The sequence below is a fragment of the Thalassobacterium sedimentorum genome (assembly GCF_031127905.1).
Taxonomy (GTDB): Bacteria; Verrucomicrobiota; Verrucomicrobiia; order Opitutales; family Coraliomargaritaceae; genus Thalassobacterium; species Thalassobacterium sedimentorum.
In genome coordinates, this window is the sequence record NZ_JARXIC010000001.1 from 115,089 (window position 1) to 128,672 (window position 13,584).

The 13,584-nt window shown below is 49.4% G+C and carries 11 protein-coding genes; 7 read left to right on the forward strand and 4 right to left on the reverse strand.

Annotated features, from left to right (window positions below; translation table 11 throughout):
- Positions 1 to 226 precede the first annotated feature (226 nt).
- On the forward strand, positions 227 to 1,012 hold the full coding sequence (gene cysE / locus QEH59_RS00410) for a serine O-acetyltransferase (protein WP_308948878.1): 786 nt from the start codon (positions 227 to 229) through the stop codon (positions 1,010 to 1,012).
- 48 nt (positions 1,013 to 1,060) lie between these two features.
- The gene (locus QEH59_RS00415) at positions 1,061 to 3,298 is read left to right on the forward strand and encodes a cation:proton antiporter domain-containing protein (protein ID WP_308983375.1); all 2,238 of its coding nucleotides are present in this window, start codon (positions 1,061 to 1,063) and stop codon (positions 3,296 to 3,298) included.
- 167 nt (positions 3,299 to 3,465) lie between these two features.
- Here the strand turns inward: QEH59_RS00415 and QEH59_RS00420 are convergent, their stop codons facing one another.
- Positions 3,466 to 5,379: an amidophosphoribosyltransferase gene (locus tag QEH59_RS00420; protein ID WP_308983376.1), complete on the reverse strand. Its 1,914-nt coding sequence runs from the start codon at positions 5,377 to 5,379 to the stop codon at positions 3,466 to 3,468.
- 87 nt (positions 5,380 to 5,466) lie between these two features.
- Positions 5,467 to 6,414 (reverse strand): cation diffusion facilitator family transporter, encoded by a 948-nt coding sequence (locus QEH59_RS00425; protein ID WP_308983377.1) that lies wholly within the window; start codon positions 6,412 to 6,414, stop codon positions 5,467 to 5,469.
- Positions 6,415 to 6,683: 269 nt separating this feature from the next.
- On the opposite strand from QEH59_RS00425, the gene QEH59_RS00430 reads away from it, so the two are divergent.
- The 4 genes from QEH59_RS00430 to QEH59_RS00445 are packed head-to-tail and all read left to right on the forward strand — an operon-like array spanning position 6,684 to position 9,978.
- Positions 6,684 to 7,085, forward strand: coding sequence for a Co(2+)/Mg(2+) efflux protein ApaG (locus tag QEH59_RS00430; RefSeq protein WP_308983378.1), 402 nt, complete (start codon positions 6,684 to 6,686; stop codon positions 7,083 to 7,085).
- Positions 7,082 to 8,440: an MBL fold metallo-hydrolase gene (locus QEH59_RS00435; protein ID WP_308983379.1), complete on the forward strand. Its 1,359-nt coding sequence runs from the start codon at positions 7,082 to 7,084 to the stop codon at positions 8,438 to 8,440. The genes QEH59_RS00430 and QEH59_RS00435 overlap by 4 nt, the downstream gene beginning before the upstream one ends.
- A 9-nt stretch (positions 8,441 to 8,449) precedes the next feature.
- A complete protein-coding gene (locus QEH59_RS00440) occupies positions 8,450 to 8,842 on the forward strand; it encodes a hypothetical protein (protein WP_308983380.1) in 393 nt (130 codons plus the stop codon).
- 38 nt (positions 8,843 to 8,880) lie between these two features.
- Positions 8,881 to 9,978 (forward strand): L,D-transpeptidase family protein, encoded by a 1,098-nt coding sequence (locus QEH59_RS00445; protein WP_308983381.1) that lies wholly within the window; start codon positions 8,881 to 8,883, stop codon positions 9,976 to 9,978.
- Positions 9,979 to 10,090: 112 nt separating this feature from the next.
- Here the strand turns inward: QEH59_RS00445 and QEH59_RS00450 are convergent, their stop codons facing one another.
- Positions 10,091 to 11,338, reverse strand: coding sequence for a tagaturonate epimerase family protein (locus tag QEH59_RS00450; protein WP_308983382.1), 1,248 nt, complete (start codon positions 11,336 to 11,338; stop codon positions 10,091 to 10,093).
- A gap of 71 nt (positions 11,339 to 11,409) precedes the next feature.
- Here QEH59_RS00450 and QEH59_RS00455 point away from each other — a divergent pair, with 71 nt between their 5' ends.
- Positions 11,410 to 12,237 carry an AraC family transcriptional regulator gene (locus tag QEH59_RS00455; protein ID WP_308983383.1) on the forward strand — a complete coding sequence of 276 codons (828 nt, stop codon included), beginning with the start codon at positions 11,410 to 11,412 and terminating at the stop codon, positions 12,235 to 12,237.
- An 8-nt stretch (positions 12,238 to 12,245) separates the two neighbouring features.
- On the opposite strand, the gene QEH59_RS00460 is transcribed toward QEH59_RS00455, so the two are convergent.
- Positions 12,246 to 13,556: a Gfo/Idh/MocA family oxidoreductase gene (locus tag QEH59_RS00460; protein ID WP_308983384.1), complete on the reverse strand. Its 1,311-nt coding sequence runs from the start codon at positions 13,554 to 13,556 to the stop codon at positions 12,246 to 12,248.
- Between the last annotated feature and the right edge of the window lie 28 nt (positions 13,557 to 13,584).

Consider the following 13,584-nt stretch of genomic DNA (forward strand, 5'->3'; position numbering starts at 1 on the left):
TATGCATGATTCCAGATCCGTTCGACTCATCGTAAATGAAATGTAACAAATCACTCAAATCAGTTGATGCCCCGGATTCACGCCTGCAATGACCGGATTCACGAGCTGGCAAGCGTCCAATGATGCAGCTGCCACAGATATGCCCCGTCACACACTGTAATTTGTGTAGATTCCTGCTTTTTTAGCGTGGCATATGGACGACTTCTCTCTAACTATTTGCGAATTTATGCAAGCTATCGACTTAGACGCCCACTGGAACGAAATACGACGTCACGCCCATGACATCGTGGAGCGCGAACCTGCGCTCACGACTTTACTCAACGAAACGGTGCTCCACCGCGGATCTTTTGCGGAATGCCTGACCTTCCGCCTGACGCGCAAGCTGGTGAACCATTCGGCGTCGATTGAGGTGCTGCATGATACCTTCATGGAAGCTTTCCTGCATCAGCCGGCCATTTTACAACATGTGGCCTGCGATATGATTGCAGTCAACGAGCGCGACCCAGCCTGCCCCAACGTGCTCACCCCCCTGCTCTACTTCAAAGGCTTGCAAGCTCTGATCTGCTACCGAGTCGCTCACTACTTGTGGAATCAAAAGCGCACTGAATTTGCGCTCTACCTCCAAAGCCTGATTTCGGAGACTTTCGCAGTCGACATCCACCCCGCAGCCAAGATCGGCTGCGGCATTTTACTGGACCACGCCACCAGCTTTGTGGCTGGCGAAACCACAGTCATCGAAAGCAATGTATCTATCCTGCACGAGGTCACACTCGGGGGCACCGGCAAAGAACGCGGCGATCGTCACCCCAAGGTGCGCACTGGTGTGCTACTCGGGGCCGGAGCCAAAATTCTGGGCAATGTGGAGATTGGCGAAGGCGCCAAGGTCGGTGCAGGCAGCGTCGTGCTTAAAGATGTGCCCCCACACACCAGCGTCGCCGGCGTGCCGGCACAAGTCATCGGCCAGGCCTCCGAAGTCTGCCCGGCACTCGGAATGTGCCATAAACTGGACTAATCTAGACAAAGCTAGACAAACGGTGAACCCGATATAAACACACAACCAATGAATTCATTGACACAGCTCGCAATGGGCAGCTCCCAGGATGCACTCTGGGCCCTCTGTTTCGCGGTCGGCGCCGGTTGCTTGCTTACGGTGCTCTCGCGCCGCTTACAATTGCCCACCATCGTCCTACTACTACTGGGGGGCTTTGCTCTAGGCCCGGAAGGTCTGGAGCTACTGGACCCCAATGCCTTGGGCGACTTACTGCCGATGATCGTCTCACTGGCAGTGGGATTGATCCTGTTCGAAGGCGCACTCACGCTGGACTTAAAAGAGTTTAAAGAAACTTCAACCGTCATCAAGCGCCTGCTCACCGTGGGGGTGCTCATTACCTGGCTCGGCTCTGGTTTGACCGCCTATCTGGTCTTTGATACCTCACCGGCCTTTGCCCTGCTGATGGGCAGCTTGATTATCGTGACCGGGCCCACAGTGATCGTCCCCCTGCTGCGCCGGATTCGGGTGCAACAGAAACTGGGTAGCATCCTCCACTGGGAAGGTGTGTTAATTGATACGATCGGAGTATTCACCGCGATTCTCTGTTTTGAATGGGTCGTGGAAGGCGGCGGCGCAGTCGCCATTCCGAGCTTCCTATTACGCGTGGCCAGTGGTGCCGCGATCGGCTTTATTGGCGGCTACTCCATCTACTGGATGATGAAAAAGCACTGGGTGCCGGATAACATCGCCAATGCCTTCGCACTCGCCAGCGCCATGCTGATCTTTGGGGCCACCGAACTCATTAAGCCAGAGGCCGGCCTACTATCGGTCACGATTGCGGGCATGATTGTCGGCATCAAAAAACCGCGCCAGTTACGTGAGATAAAAGCCTTCAAAGCGGAAATCGTCGACCTACTGATCGGCATGCTGTTTCTGCTATTAGTAGCGCGCCTGGAGCTCCAACAATTCATCGACTTCTTTACCATGGGAGGCGGCTGGGTCCTCTTTTCGGTGATCCTGATCATCCGCCCGATCAGTATCGCAGCCTCGGCATGGGGCACACCGCTCAATATCCGGGAAAAAGCGCTGCTCAGTTGGGTGGCTCCCCGGGGCGTGGTCGCCGCCTCGATGGCCTCACTCTTCGCCTTGAGCCTCAGCCACAATGACAATCCGGTCGGTGATCCGGCGCTATTGGAATCATTCGTCTATTCAGTGATCTGCGCCACAGTATTGATCCAAGGCTTGTCTGCAGGATTATTTGCTAAGATGCTGGGCCTCCAGCGCCCCGCTCCCAATGACTGGGTGATCATCGGCGCCCATCATTTTGGACGCGAACTGGCGCGTAAACTGATGCGCCAGGATGAGCAACACGTATTGCTACTCGATACCAATGCCCGCAATATTGCACTCGCCAAAAAAGAAGGCCTGCCCGCCCTACTGCGCGATGGCATGGAAGCCGAGAAACTCTACGAAGAAGAACAGGCGCTCTTTGGCGCAGGTTACGTGCTCGCATTGACCGATAACATCGAATTAAACCAAATCCTAATGCAACGCTGGGGTGAAGTGCTGGATAACGAAAAAGTCTTTGGCTGGATCCCATTGGACAGCCCCACCACCGAGGATCAACTGACCGGACAGTCAGTATTTGGCGACCTATCACGCCCCGCCGTAATTGGCAGTGAACTACTACAGGGCGAAAGTAATTTCGAAACAGTGCTGTGGGAAGAGGGCAAAAGCCTCGCCTCCGGCGACTGGCACCCGCTCTTTATCCGACGTGGTAAACAACTCAAAGCCGTGCCCCACGACGCCAGCCTAAAAGAAATTGTGAAAACAGAAGACGAAGTTATATGCCTGCGCCGTTCCGAGGGATTCCTAATGCGTGCACTCCACAGTGGTGGCTTACTACGACTCGAATGCGATAGCATCGAGAGTCTCTATCAACAACTCGCACGCATCGCCAACGAACATGTACCCGCAATTTCAGAGGAAAAAGTACTCGCTGATCTAGCCGAGCAGGGCCGAGTCTTCCCAGCTTTTCTCGGACATGGGATCGCGATACCACATGTGTATTGCGACGATCTTGATTACCGTATCTGTTTTGTCGCTCAGCTCAATGAAGGCCTAACCATACCAGGACAAAGTGAAGCAATCGACTATGTATTCTTCATAATCAGCCCCAAGGGTGATAGTGAAGGCCACTTAGCCACGCTGGCCGATATTGCCAAAACCTGCCGAACTGAACGCTTGCGCAAACAAATTAAGAGCGCTGAATCCGTAGATGAAGTGATTGTCGCAATCAGTGGATAGTCAAAATCGCTTAGATCAGGTCCTCAGTGCGTGGCCAGGGCGAACAAAGACTGAATCGAATTCAAAAGCCTTGATAATTACCGGCGCTTAGAGCGTGTCTATCAGAATCGGACGCATCGGCGATGTATCCCGACCTAAAGACTCAGACAGATTAATCGAAAAATGCTTTAATACGCGCGTCCAGTCTTGTTCTCAAAGTAATTGATAAATGCCTTATTCACAGTCGCTGTACCACCGGGAGTGGGGTAATTACCAGTAAAATACCAATCCCCATTGTGCGCAGGAATGGCTTCACGCATTTTCTCAACAGGTAGGAAAACAATTTCCAACTCGCCCTGCCATGGCACATTTCTCGGATACACAAGCTCTGCGATCTTGGCAGATATCTGCTCATCAGTGTAACGATCATATAAACGCTTCACATGATTCACCATTTCACCTGCTGGTGAATCGGCCTGAGCAAGGCAGTCTTGATACACCTCTTGCAGTAGATGACTGCATCCTTCGTCCTTCAGCAGGGCAACCGTAGCCTTGAATGCAATAAATTTCCCGAGCTCAGACATATCGATACCATAGCAATCCGGGTAGCGAATCTGTGGCGCAGTCGAGGCCACAACGATCTTGCGCGGTTTTGTACGACTCAGAATCTTAAGAATGGACTCTTTTAAAGTGGTCCCACGGACGATCGAATCATCGATACACACCAAGCAGTCCTTTTCTTGAACCACTCCGTAAGTAATATCATAAACATGCGAAACAAGCTTAGCGCGCCCTTCCTCCTGAGAAATAAATGTGCGTAATTTTATATCCTTATGAGCGATTTTCTCGCCTCTAGGCCAATTGCCCATGATGAGTTCATCAATCAAATCTGCATCCAGCGTTCCGTTGGCTTGCGCCGCCAATAGGGAATCACGCACTTCTTTACGTCGATGTAAGCGCACCGAGTCCAATAAACCGTAATAAGCAACCTCGGCCGTATTCGGCACAAAGCTGAATACACTATCTGCAAAATTATTATCAATTGCAGCAACCACTTGCTCCAAGAGTGCACCTCCCAAGGCCTTACGCTCATTATAAATATCGGCATCATTGCCTCGAGAGAAATAAATACGCTCAAAAGAGCATGGGGTAATCGGACGTGGATCTGTGAAACGTTCACTGTAAATCGTGCCGTCCCTTTTTACTACAGTAGCACACCCCGGCTCCACTTCACGCACATTCTCGATCGGTTGATCAAAAATGGTCATCAACGCCACCCGTTCGGATGCAAAAGCAATAACTTCGTCGTTTTGAAAATAAAAACACGGGCGGATGCCTTGAGGATCACGCATGACAAAGCTGTCCCCATTCCCAATCAATCCGGCAATCGCATATCCACCGTCCCAATTCGAAGCAGCATGCTTCAGAATACGAATGGGATCAAGCTCTTGACTAATAATACTCGGGATCTGCGCGCCTTCAACATTCTGATCGCGCATTTTGTGATAGATGGCATCGTGCGCTTCATCGAGATGGAAGCCAACCTCTTCCAATACCGCCTGTGTATCCGTACCAAAAATGGGATGCTGCCCACGATTAATCAAATCTGCATTCAAGTCCTTCTCATTAGTAATCGTGAAATTACCTGCTAGCATCAAATTCTTGGTCGGCCAATTGGACTGCCTGACATAGGGATGGCAGCTATTCGATGAATAAACGCCCGAAGTGCCATAACGAAGGTGCCCGAGCAATATTTCCCCACCAAAATCAAAATTGTCTTTAACCGTCTGTGGGAACTCGGGATGAATGACCCCCTTATCGACCATTTTCTGATAAGCTTTGAGCTGCCCCTTAAAAATACGCGCCAGAGAATTATGCTTAATGGTGCGTTCACGCGCCATATATTGCTGCCCTGGAGCCACATCAAGCTTCACACAACCAATCCCAGCACCATCCTGACCACGATTATGCTGTTTCTCCATCAGAAGAAATAGCTGATTAAACCCATACAAAGGCGTATTATATTTCTCTTGGTAGTAAGAAATAGGCTTCAAAAGGCGGATCATTGCGATCCCGCATTCGTGCTTTAAAAAATCGCTCATAAGAGGAAAAAGACAGTCGCTAAAAGTGGCTAGTGGAGAGGTTGGCGAGAGCTTACGTTTCAATTCGGTTACGCATGCACAGACAAGCTATATTTCCCCAATCGGTGCGCTTTTCTCTTCAGAAATGTCCTGTCCAGATAAGCCTCGATTCATAATATGTTCTCTATTCGCGGGTTCCACATGCACCAAAACCTTAGATACCTCCGGATGTTTTTCACACATTTGCCTTTTAACCGCCCGCGCGATGGCATGCCCTGCCTCCACAGAGATCTCTGGATCCACCTGCAAATGTAGATCCACCTCGTAAAGGTCGCCGACACGACGTACTCTAAAGTCATGATAGGCCACCGCTCCCTGAATTGGTAAAATATGTTCGCGAAGATCTTCAACAATTTCACGTTCAGGAGCCGCGTCCAATAAATCAGAACACGCCCGCAAAAAGATTTTCGTCGATTCGAAGATCAAATAGCCCCCCAGCACCAGTGTCACCGCATCGTCTAGAAATGCCCAGTTTTCCCCGCCCAACCAGACACCAATCAGCGCGATTACCACTCCCAGCGAGGAGAGACTATCCATGCGATGATGCCACGCATTAGCCATGAGCAAATCCGATTTCAAGCGCCGAGCCACGTGCCGAGTCCACCAAAATAGTGCTTCTTTGAGCACCAATGAAACAAATGCCAGAAGCACTGCATCACCTGCCTTCGGTGCCCCAAATCCACTGCGATAGTCTATTAATGCCGTCACCACCAGCCCCAGCGAAAAAAGCAACAACATGCCACCGACACAAAACTTGGCAAAACTAGCAAACTTGTGATGCCCGTAGTGATGATTCTCATCCTCCGGCTTACTCGCCAACGAAAGTCCCACCAATACCGCAATATCTGTCAACAGATCGAGTAGACTATGCGCTCCATCAGCGAGCAAGGCCTTGGACTGCAAGGCCCAGCCGCCAAAAACCTTAATACAACCAATGATCAGATTAAGAAATAAACCGATCCACGTAATTTGCGTCGCAGTGCTTTTGAGTGACATGGTGATGCTTAAGTTTGATACGCTTGCGCTGAATCGATTGAATAGATAACTGCAGATCCAATAGTGCTTGAATAAATGAGCATGCACGATGATCCAAGCATTGAATCACACAGAATTTTCCAGCACACACATTGACGCCTCCAAATATCAGAAATTTTCACGCTTGGAGATTACGCTTTATTTGATATGCCACTTATCAGGAATATACACCCCCATTGCCCCCAAGTTAGCGCCTCTAAGTGCTCACGTAGCTATTTTTTTCTCAGCCCATGCCCAATCATTCAGATAGCCTCGAGCTTCCAGGCCTACGCGCCTCCGTAGACCGGCTCGTATACTACAACGACAAACAACAATTACCTAGCGACGCCCCACACGCTTTTATCTATTTTATCACAATCACCAACCTATCCAGTGTTACAGTCTCCTTATGCGGCCGTCGTTGGGTGCTGCGTGAAACCAGCGGGCACCAGCAAGTCATTGAAGGTGAAGGCATCGTCGGCAAAGAGCCCACGCTCGCTCCCGGCGAACATTTTAGCTATAACAGCTATCATATGACTCACTGCGACTGTACAGCCAACGGTTCTTTTCACGGGGTTGACAGCGAAGGACGCGCCATACATTGCCGCATACCTGAATTTGATATGAAAATTACGCCTACAGACGAATCATGAAGTTAACCGACCTAAACCGCCACGGCGAGATCGGCGCGAACTCTATGTTCGTGCAACTCGGCAGCTTTAACATCCTGATCGACTCAGGCCTACATCCTAAAAAAATGGGCTACGACGCCCTTCCCGAGTTCGAGCCGATTGAGAATATCGATCTAGACCTGATTGTACTGACTCACTGTCACTTGGATCACCTCGGTTCGATGCCGATAGTCACTGCCCATAATCCGCAGACTCCCGTAATCACCGCGGCCCCCAATGTGACGCTCGCCCCTCGCATGCTACGCAATTCGATTAATGTGATGAAACGCCAGCGCGAGGAACATGGAATTGCAGAATATCCACTCTTTCTACACCGTGACGTCGCTCAATTCACAAAGCAATTGACCGTTCAAAGGTTTGGACGCGGCGAGATCTACACAAAGGGCAAAGAACAAATCGAAGTAGTATTGCATTCCTCTGGCCATGTCGCCGGAGCCGCCGCAGTCGAGCTCATTTACCAAGGACGCCGTATCGTCTTTTCTGGCGACGTACTCTTCGATGCACAACGCACCTTGCCTGGCGCCTCGCTGCCAATGGGCACTGTTGACACACTGATTCTCGAAACCACCCGAGGTGCCAAGGGCCGCGAAGCTGAAAGAAGCCGCGACTCTGAAATCAATCATTTGATCACACAAATCAGAACTATACTTGAGCGTGGTGGTAGCTGCCTAATCCCGGTCTTCGCCCTCGGTCGCATGCAAGAAATGTTCAAAATCATCTACGACGCACGTAATGCGGGACATCTACCGAAGACCCCAATACACGCTGCCGGGCTCGGCATGGCCATTTGTGAGTACTTCGATAAAATCCGCAAGGAAACACGCCTGCTTGATTTCGATATCAACATTTTGGAGAAAATGAACGTCCGAGCCATCGACCTCAATATGCGCCCGGGCCGAGACCTGCCCCGTAAAGGCATCTACCTCGTAAGCAGTGGCATGATGGTCGAACATACGCCTTCTTATAAAATAGCAGCCTCGTTATTGCCACATTCAAATAATGGACTGTGCTTCGTAGGTTACTGTGATCCTGACTCCCCCGGAGGGCAGCTACTGGAACAACGCGACAATGCGACCTTCTTTTTCGACGCACTCGATTACAGTGCCCCAATACGTGCCAGTATTGATCAATTTGACCTGAGCGGCCATGCTGATCGCCGCGAATTAATCGAATACGCGGAACAAGCTACAGCCCGTGTGATTATACTCACTCATGGCGATCAAATCGCCCGCGACTGGTTCGCGCAAGAACTCACCTCAGCGCTTCCCGATACAAAAGTCCTCGACCCCGAGCCACTAACAGAGTATTCAATTTAGCTAATCTAGATGAAATACGCATTGCAATTCATTCCCGAGCACAGACTAGTGATAGAAACCATAACTGGTGATATCACTCTGGAGGGTATGATCGAAAAGACTCAATCGCTGTTGTCACATCCAGACTATAATCGTCTATATTCTGGCCTAGTTGACCTGCGCAGTGCGGTCACCCGTATATCCAAGGTCGAAATACTTGGCTTTGCTCAATTGATTGATACATCTGAGCAATTTGGCCATGCGCCTTGGGCAATTCTATGTGGAGACCCCATGATTCAAGGCTTAAGCCAAGTGTTTCAAATGCGACAAACAAGCCCAGAGAGTATCGGAGTCTTTACTACAGTCGCTGATGCCGCCAAGTTTTTGGATCGCCCCATAATTCTCGAGCTTCTCAACGATTAAGAACCACTCTGAGCACCGCCCATCAAGCTATTATAGCCGTGCTCCGGCAACTGTTAAGCCTCGTCTGTCTAGCAATCCTGGCCTACGCAGCCTACCTGTGGCTGCCCCAGCACGCTGATACTTATGATCCCGCTCAAAGCCATGAGCAGGATCATGCAGAACAAGCATCGACGCCCTCAGCTCCCAAACCGCCCACCTCCAAGCATCTTGAAAGGCCCAGCACGGCTCCCCTCCGAGCGCAATCAAAAACAAGCTCAGCTGCCCTTCCCCAGACACCAGGCCGGCCCATCGTAAATACATTAGAGCTACAAATGGCACTCGCACGTAAAGGCTTCTCCCCCGGCTCTATTGATGGAACCATCGGCACACAAACTCGACAGGCGATTCGTGCCTACCAAATTGCTCACAATCTATCTCCAACTGGGGAGTTTGATGTAGCTACGCAAGCAGTACTTCAGATTACCGACCCTATCTACGACCTCGTGACTCTATCTCAGTCCCACTTTTCTCGTATCGATCCACCACCTCTTAGTTGGAAAGAACGTGCAACACGCTCACGCATGGCCTATTACTCCATTCTCGAAATGCTGGCAGAAAGCTGCATGAGCGATCCAGACTTACTGCAGCAACTCAATCCAAACCTTGATTTCAATGCACTGCAAGCAGATGACCGGATTCTCATCCCCAACATGGCCCCAGTGCAACTAAGCACACGTGCCGATTACCTGCAAATTTCACTATCCGAACGAACGCTACAAGCAATCGACTCTCAAGGTCGCATTCTATTTCACTGCCCAGTCAGCATTGCTCGGCGAGTGGATAAACGACCGAGTGGCGCCCTGCACGTAAAGGTCCTGGTAGAAAAGCCCAACTACACCTTCAATCCTGCAATTCTCAGTAGTGCCGCAGCACGCGAAGGAATCACTCAAAAATTCGTTATCGAGCCCGGGCCCAATAACCCAGTAGGCAATATCTGGATCGGCCTGAACCTCCCCAGCTACGGAATACACGGCACTCCAGAGCCAGAGAAAGTTGGGCGCACAGAATCAAGCGGCTGCTTTCGTCTTGCCAATTGGAATGCCCAAACCCTGATCGATCTTGTCGAAGTCGGAACGATGGTCCAGGTCACTCCCTAATCCGACTCAAAGAGTCACCCACACCAAAACAGACACCTATCATCGCATAAGCTCCGATTGACTCATGATAGCAAGACAAGCGATATTCAGACTGAGCTTACAAACTAATATCCTATTTCCCAAAAATTTGCAAAATATGCCGTTCAAACAGATTCTCTGTCACATTTTTCGCAATCACGGATTCATTCGCTTTGAGTGCATCCGTATAGCGCTCTTTCATTTCTGCGGCAACCTTGAAGCCGACGTGAATGAGCTGTCGAAAGTTAAGATTATAATCAGGATGGCTTTGAACATGGCGAAGGGTGTTCACATATTTCGCGGAATCCCAAGAATGAACTTCTTCGGGCGTGGGCAGCTCAGCCTTGTCGATATCGATAACTGTCGCATACGGCGCTGTTAGTTCATCGAAACGACGATAGGCGCCGGCATACACATCCTTGGCAATTTGTAGTGCATCACCGTCAGCTTCAGCCAACCCAATAACCTCTTCGAGCCATGTGGTGCCCGCAGTTTTCACGTGGAGCCCGACATCATGCTTGGTGATCAGCTTCTTGATGATCGGATAGATAGAAAATTTATCAGAACCAGAATGCACACTTAGTTTCAGGCTCTTCGGTAAGCCAAATTCTTTAATGGCATATGCGATCACAGAGAGATCCTCATCAAACTCCTTCTCAAACTGAACAAGATCACCGACATAATCAACGCCCTTGTTAAAACGACCAGTAAACTTTGGCGCAATCGTCTGCGCTGGAATGCCTTCAGCTGCGATCATCGACAAAATAAGAAAGAGATCAATCGGCGTCTGCGGCAAATCGGTCTCATCCACCGACACCTCAGTAATAAAATTATCCGTGCCCTTGGCTGCGACGATGTGGTCGTAAATTGCTTTGGCCCCCTTAATTGCGACAAGAAATTTACCAGCAACTTCACGCAAATCCGCTTCAGTCACATGAAAAGGCGTCTGAATGCCGGGAATCAGCAAAGAACCTGTATATTTTTGATTCACCGCAATGAAAGCATCAACATCTGCTGCAGCAGGCGTTTCACCAACAAAATCAGCCACATCTAAAGTATAAAAATTACTACCAGCGAGGAAGCTATCGACCGTCTTTAAACCAATGTGATCGGCATCTACATAGAAATCTCCAGTCCATCCGAGTGCAGCGACGGCGGCATCCGCTTCTAAACGGAGATCGTCCGGTTGGCTCTTAACAATACTATGCTCACGAAATGACTTATTCCATGTCGGATAAAGATCAATGCCAGCATTCTTGCCATTAATGACAGACTGCAGCTGAGCTTTGCCTTGGTGCGCGAAACGATCGCCCATGCCTAAAGTGTATTTTTGAATCACCATAACACATAAGATAACAAAATAAGCTGATTTCGAATATTGCAAAACCGCACAGCCTATAGGCAAAATCGCTCATGATTAGCGGACATAAAAACCTTCGATATTTCACATTCGGCGAACGTCGCTATGGTTCACAACCCATTTTCGGAAAAAAACGAAACATGTGGGAGTTTGAATTCATTTTAGAAGGTTACGCCCACCCCAGCGGTGTACAAACACCTGTCATAGCAGATCCACTGCCACGTCTGTATATCTCACATCCTCATTCAGAGCATGGGTGGACAGACGATCAAGATAGCACTTCTGAGGTCGTGGTTTTACATTTTTATGAGGTTCCCGAAGAATTAAAAGACCGTATCGAACCCACAAAGCCACTACTCATCGAACTCGACCAGCCCACTCTCGATCGATTCAGTCCAATGCTTCAAAGTTTACGGGAACAAGCTAATAATGCTGATGCGCTCTCCTCCCTCAACATGCTAAGTATACTTATAGAACTGTGTAAGCTTGCGCTCAATAATATCTCAAGATTCACCCTCCCTTCAGATTCATTAGACAAAGTCAGTCGTACACTTCACTGGTTCGAAGAAAATCTAGGACGCTCACCAAGTGTCGAAGACGCCGCTCGCTCAGTAGGGGTATCCACCGCACATTTACGTCGTCTGTTCGCAGAAGCAAACCGCCCCTCACCTAAAAGCGAACTCGTGCGCCTACAAATCGAGGCCGCACAACGCGGGTTGCTTGAGGGTTGGACTCAAAAAGCAATTGCCGCATTTTTAGGATACAGTGAACCCAGCACCTTTGCACGCGCCTTTCGTGACGCTTGCGGTCAACCACCTGGAAGCTGGCTGAAGCAACGACAACGAGAGATCATTACCAGTAAGACCTCTAAGGCAAAGTAATCCAAGGCTTAGAGCTGAGGAAACATTTCAGAAATCTTAACCGGTAAACCAGTCGCCATAGACTGGTTCGCAGCAATTCCGGTAAGAATGGAAAGAGCTCCATCTTCATGACCTGCAGCACGCCCAAGTGAATCTTCCTGAGGCTCACCAAACACGTCACGCAATAAAATCGCATCCGCGCCACCATGGCCGCCTGTATTGCTTTCTTCCAACTCGATTTTCTGCGGCTCGCCCCAATGAGGACGATAGAGCAGAGTCGTCGGTTCCACGACCTGGTGAGTCGAGCCTCCTTTAACATTACGACTTAGATTATGATCCCCCTCGCCAGCACTCACATATGACTTCTCAGTGACATCAATCTCAAGACGTCCCTTTGTTCCATTAAAAGCGACACGATACCCCTCCCAAGGAGCAAAAGCCACCAAGTGATAAGTCATCACGGTCTTATTCTGATAACGAACCATCACACCGATATCATCCTCGATGGAGATACCATCTCCAAATACGTTCTGATCACGCTGATAACCATCGGCCGACTCACAATCATAATAAAGCGATTTAAGATCGGCCTCTTGATTCATATCTAAAGCAAAAGGATCATTCGCAGCCAAAGCATCTCCGGTACCGCGTGTATAAAATCGCGGCTCACCACGATTCTCTGCATTCTCACGCCCATAGAAACGCAGGTCCCCCATCGCCATAACCGTTTCCGGACGGCTCGATAGCCACCAGTTAACCAAATCAAAATGATGTGTGGACTTATGCACCATTAATCCGCCACTGTTGCGCTTATCCCGATGCCAGCGACGGAAGTAATCAGCCCCATGCTTAGTGTCCAACATCCACTCAAAGTGCACCGAGGTCACATTACCAATGATCCCCGATTGTAACAACTCCTTGACTTTTGAATTTCGCGGCGCGTAGCGGTAGTTAAATGTCACTGTTAGTTTTTTACCAGTGCGCTGCTGCGTTTCCAGAATTTGGCTACATTTTTCAGTATCTACCGTCATCGGTTTTTCAGAAACCACATCACAACCAGCTTCCATAGCTCGGCAAATATACTCATGATGAGTTCGATCCACACTCGTTACAATAACCACATCGACCGAATGCTGCTCGATCATTTTCTCGAACTCTGCCGGGGCATAGGTCGGCAGATCTAAATTTACAGTTTTCTGCCATGCTTGCATACGAAGCGGATTTACATCACACAAGGCAACTAGCTCACAGGTATTCGCATATGTGTTAAGAATGGCATTACGAAACATCGTAGAACGGCTCCCGGTCCCAACAATTGCATATTTTTTAAGATTTTTCATATATACATCAATCTAACATAACCATTCT

Bases quoted from the DNA above. Each gene is read 5' to 3' on its own strand.
- cysE (WP_308948878.1), top strand. From the start codon at position 227: ATGCAAGCTATCGACTTAGACGCCCACTGGAACGAAATACGACGTCAC.
- QEH59_RS00415 (WP_308983375.1), top strand. From the start codon at position 1,061: ATGAATTCATTGACACAGCTCGCAATGGGCAGCTCCCAGGATGCACTC.
- QEH59_RS00420 (WP_308983376.1), bottom strand. From the start codon at position 5,379: ATGAGCGATTTTTTAAAGCACGAATGCGGGATCGCAATGATCCGCCTT.
- QEH59_RS00425 (WP_308983377.1), bottom strand. From the start codon at position 6,414: ATGTCACTCAAAAGCACTGCGACGCAAATTACGTGGATCGGTTTATTT.
- QEH59_RS00430 (WP_308983378.1), top strand. From the start codon at position 6,684: ATGCCCAATCATTCAGATAGCCTCGAGCTTCCAGGCCTACGCGCCTCC.
- QEH59_RS00435 (WP_308983379.1), top strand. From the start codon at position 7,082: ATGAAGTTAACCGACCTAAACCGCCACGGCGAGATCGGCGCGAACTCT.
- QEH59_RS00440 (WP_308983380.1), top strand. From the start codon at position 8,450: ATGAAATACGCATTGCAATTCATTCCCGAGCACAGACTAGTGATAGAA.
- QEH59_RS00450 (WP_308983382.1), bottom strand. From the start codon at position 11,338: ATGGTGATTCAAAAATACACTTTAGGCATGGGCGATCGTTTCGCGCAC.
- QEH59_RS00455 (WP_308983383.1), top strand. From the start codon at position 11,410: ATGATTAGCGGACATAAAAACCTTCGATATTTCACATTCGGCGAACGT.
- QEH59_RS00460 (WP_308983384.1), bottom strand. From the start codon at position 13,556: ATGAAAAATCTTAAAAAATATGCAATTGTTGGGACCGGGAGCCGTTCT.